Annotated in this window: 4 protein-coding genes; 2 read left to right on the top strand and 2 right to left on the bottom strand. The window is 45.2% G+C overall.

Annotation, left to right across the window (positions count from 1 at the left end):
• On the top strand, positions 1 to 589 hold a 589-nt coding region (locus EHO01S_RS18625; protein ID WP_162147383.1), incomplete at its 5' end, for a phage tail protein.
• Between the two features lie 2 nt (positions 590 to 591).
• A complete protein-coding gene (locus EHO01S_RS19015) occupies positions 592 to 1,170 on the top strand; it encodes a tail fiber assembly protein (RefSeq protein ID WP_148707552.1) in 579 nt (192 codons plus the stop codon).
• A 29-nt stretch (positions 1,171 to 1,199) separates the two neighbouring features.
• Here the strand turns inward: EHO01S_RS19015 and EHO01S_RS16950 are convergent, their stop codons facing one another.
• On the bottom strand, positions 1,200 to 1,730 hold the full coding sequence (locus EHO01S_RS16950) for a tail fiber assembly protein (RefSeq protein WP_232238214.1): 531 nt from the start codon (positions 1,728 to 1,730) through the stop codon (positions 1,200 to 1,202).
• On the bottom strand, positions 1,727 to 2,510 hold a 784-nt coding region (locus tag EHO01S_RS17850), incomplete at its 5' end, for a phage tail fiber protein (protein ID WP_500778245.1). The genes EHO01S_RS17850 and EHO01S_RS16950, both read right to left, overlap by 4 nt.

The following is a 2,510-nucleotide window of genomic DNA, read 5'->3' as shown; positions in this document are numbered from 1 at the left end:
CCTTGGTTTACAAGAAGCGACTAACCAGTGCCCGGTCGGTGTTCCTTTACCATGGCCATCTGATACCCCGCCCTCTGGTTTCGTTATTATGATGGGGCAGTCATTTGATAAAGCAAGATACAAAAAATTAGCTATGGCCTATCCATCCGGGAGATTGCCAGACATGCGAGGCCAGACGATTAAAGGGAAACCTAATGGTCGTGCTGCGTTGACTCTTGAACAGGATGGGAATAAATCGCATAGTCATACAGGTCGGGTATCAGAGACAGATCTAGGGGCTAAAAATACAAGCTCATTTGACTATGGCACAAAAAAAACAAATAACACGGGAGAACACCATCATGATTATGACAAGGCTTGGAATGGTTGGCCTCGCGTGTTTTACATGAATTCTGGCGGGGATAATGGCGTATTTACGAGAGGAACAACAACCCCAGCAGGTAATCATGAGCATAGCGTTTATATAGGCTCACATATTCACACAGTGACGCTGGGGAAACACGGGCATATCGTCACCATTGACGCATCGGGAAATTCAGAAGTAACTGTTAAAAACATTGCGTTCAACTACATTGTGAGATTGGCTTAATCGTGGATAATTTTAACATTTCAGATAAAGATCAGCTAATCACTATTTATGGATACTTGCCAGATACAAATCAGTATATAGGCTGTGCCGATTGTTATATTCCCGCTTATACAGGACTTCCCGCGTACTGCACGCACATTAAGCCACCTACTAAGGATGGCTCGGTTGCCACCTTCGATACTGATGCGAACCAGTGGAAATTGGTTGCGGATTATCGTGGAAAAAACATGTATTCGACATTAACGCGTGAGGCCATTACTGTTACAGATATCGGTGAAATAGGGCCAGAGTTTACTCTAATTCCACCGACCACACCGTATGATAAATGGGATGGTGAGAAATGGATAACAGATACCGCCGCACAACATGCGGCGGCAGTAGCTGAGGCTAACACTAAAAAATCCGCATTGCTGGATGAGGCGAACGCCGTCACGGCCGATTGGCGTACCGAGCTAGCGTTAGGGATTATCAGCGATAGTGATAAGACCAAACTCATTGCATGGATGGCCTACATCCGTGACGTGAAAGCAACTGATACCAGCACAGCGCCAAACGTAGCCTTTCCTTCAAAACCAGAATGACAGTTCGCCCGCATCATTGCGGGCGTATTTTATTCTGGCATAAGTGGAAATATTACGGGTAATTGAGCGGTGTCTATTCGATTGACGTTGACGCGGAATTTTTTCCAAGCCTTTAGCCTTGCCTCCTCTTCTGGTGTCGCTACGCCAATATCAATGGCATCCTGCAATGGCGCAATCGCCTTTGCAGCTTCGGCAAGTAGACTTTGCTTCTTTCGCTCGGCCTGGACTGTCAGTTCGTCGGGGGTGTACGTCCGAGGGACGATACTCCCATCAATAAACTGCCAGTCGCCGTCACTATCCACACCATCAGGTAACAGATCCATTTCGACTACGCTGCCACCTTCTGGACAAATAGCACCTGCGTCTTTATCAATAGCGCAGATTACCCCATTGGGCAGGTATTTCACTTTAAAAGTATCTGGTTGAAATCTTGGTATTGCCTCGTACCAGTCCTGTCCTAGTTCATCATGCCAAAAAATGGCGTTGTACTGTTCGGCAATTTCTTTTTGCTCGTCAGTTTCTGGCATATATTGGGTTAGATTTTTTAGATGAAGCATCATAGACCACCTACGTTATACCATGTGCCATTGATAAATTTCTGGAGCGCCCGACGGTATATAGTGTCAGGAAATTCATCCCGATTACTATTAAGAACACCAGTAATTACATACGGAGGTTGATCGCCATAACCTGGCCCATTCCAGACTTGGCTACCCTCTCGAGTAGAGAGTCTAATATCTTTCACATAGCGCTCATCAAAGTTACTGTAATTCGTTGGTATTATCTTGCCATTGCAACACCAGTCACCCTCCCTGTTTAAAAAAGCTCCAGCATCGTATCCATTAGAAGTACGATCATTCTTTATCATGTAAAACCCAAACTGCTGCCCCCCCAAGCCACCGACAAAGAATTTTTTATCTGAATGATCTTGCCTTAAGATAGCTTGAGCGGAATTATCAGCAACAGCATTGCGAGTAAACACAGAACGATGGTCCCTCATCGATATCCATGAGCCAGATTGACTGTCAATCCCCAAACTCTTGAAATAAGCATCAACAAAAACGCTTAGGCCATCTTCCTTTAAGTTCATCAGATCTGATTTTGGCCCACCGCGATTCCTGCGCCATTTAAAATACTCGTTACCGTTATCACCCACTTCGAACCATAAGTATGAATCAGTATCGGAGTCAGCTTCATTTTTAAACCCTATTTTCGCGTAGTCTGTGTTGCGATTCCATCCAAGCCATGTATCACAATCAAAGTTAATATCTCCAGAAACTGTGCCCCCACTTCTTTGTAGTGCTCCGGCAGCTTGAGCCACGGTTCCTCGTAAACCAAGG

Origin of the sequence: Edwardsiella hoshinae NBRC 105699 = ATCC 33379 (assembly GCF_000474215.1) — a bacterium.
Classification (GTDB): Bacteria; Pseudomonadota; Gammaproteobacteria; order Enterobacterales; family Enterobacteriaceae; genus Edwardsiella; species Edwardsiella hoshinae.
Note: the sequence above shows the minus strand (reverse complement) of the source record. Positions and strands in the feature narration are given on the sequence as shown.

Excerpts from the sequence above, each read along its gene's own strand:
- EHO01S_RS16950 (WP_232238214.1), bottom strand. The coding sequence starts at position 1,730 with ATGATGCTTCATCTAAAAAATCTAACCCAATATATGCCAGAAACTGAC.